At 57.2% G+C, this 1440-nt stretch carries 1 protein-coding gene; it reads left to right on the top strand.

The features are described 5' to 3' along the window. Positions 1–156 precede the first annotated feature (156 nt). Positions 157–1404, top strand: a complete 1248-nt coding sequence (locus WD429_RS03290; protein ID WP_368420745.1) for an IS256 family transposase — start codon at positions 157–159, stop codon at positions 1402–1404. Positions 1405–1440: the final 36 nt, after the last annotated feature.

The raw sequence follows: 1440 nt of genomic DNA, 5'->3' as shown, positions 1-1440 counted from the left end.
TCGATCGTCCCGATAGTCACCACCGCCGGGGCAGGCATAATGTTGGTTTTGCGGCGAGTTATAACTGAATCTGGTGTTTGAGGATTTGAAAGAAGGCGGCGTATCTGGTTGATTGGCAGTCGCCAAACCAACCAAACAAACCAGAGGTACGCCACCATGAGCAAGAGTAGCGTGATCGACCTGGCGGGTCGAGACGAGAGCCAGGATCCACTGACCGAGTTGCTGCGCTCAGGAGCCAGGAAACTGATTCAGCAGGCGGTTGAAGTTGAACTGGCCGAAGTGCTTGAAGCCCACAAGGAGCGGCAATTAGAAGACGGCAGGGCCGGCGTTGTCCGCAATGGCTATCTGCCGGAGCGCGAGATTCAGACCGGCATCGGACCGGTAACAGTGAAGGTGCCCAAAGTCCGGACCAAGGCAGGAAAGCCGGTCACGTTTCACTCGGCGCTAGTGCCGCCCTATGTTCGCAAAACTCAAACACTGGAAGCCGCTTTGCCCTGGCTGTATCTCAAGGGAATCTCGGCAGGCGAGATGAGTACGGCGCTGGAAGTTCTGGTAGGCCCGCAGGCCAAAGGCCTATCCGCAACGACCGTGTCGCGCCTGAAAAAGGCGTGGGCTGCGGAATACGATAACTGGCGCGTCAGCCGGTTAGATAAGGACCGGTGGGTCTATATCTGGGCTGACGGCGTTTACAGCGGTCTGCGCAGCGAGGACGCAAAGCTCTGCGCCCTGGTTATTATTGGCGTTAATGAGTATGGCCAGAAGCGCTTCCTGGCCGTCGAGGACGGTGTGCGTGAGTCCACCCAAAGCTGGCGTGAAGTGCTTCTGAAACTGAAAGAGCGAGGCATGAATGCGCCCAGCCTGGCCATTGGCGACGGTGCTATGGGTTTCTGGTCAGCGCTGGATGAGATCTACGGCCAGACCCGGCAGCAGCGCTGCTGGATGCACAAGACGATGAACGTTCTGAACTGTTTACCCAAGTCCTCGCAGCCCAAAGCGAAGCGCGCACTGCACGAAATCTGGCAGGCTGAAACGAAGGAAAACGCAACGCGGGCCTTCGACCTGTTCGTGAGCACTTACGAGGCCAAATATCCCAAGGCCACGGTGAAGCTGGAGAAGGACCGCCAGGAGTTACTGGCCTTCTATGACTTCCCGGCCACGCACTGGCAAAGCCTGCGGACAAGCAACCCGATTGAATCCACCTTCGGGACCATCCGGCATCGGACGAAACGCTCAAAGGGTTGCCTGACCCGCAACGGCATGCTCCACATGATGTTCAAACTGGGTCAGTGCGCGGAACAGAACTGGCGAAGACTGCGGGGGTACAAAACGCTGGGGAAAGTGATCACCGGCGTTCAATTCCGTGACGGGATCGAAGTCAACAAAGACAACTACGAGGCCGCCTGACTGGGTTCTCTAAACACCAGATTTGACGATAACTCT

The sequence above is a fragment of the Marinobacter sp. genome (assembly GCF_040904845.1).
In the GTDB taxonomy this organism is placed as follows: Bacteria; Pseudomonadota; Gammaproteobacteria; order Pseudomonadales; family Oleiphilaceae; genus Marinobacter.
This window is presented reverse-complemented; position numbering and strand designations above follow the sequence as displayed.

Coding starts and splice junctions, on each gene's coding strand:
- WD429_RS03290 (WP_368420745.1), top strand. CDS start 157: ATGAGCAAGAGTAGCGTGATCGACCTGGCGGGTCGAGACGAGAGCCAG.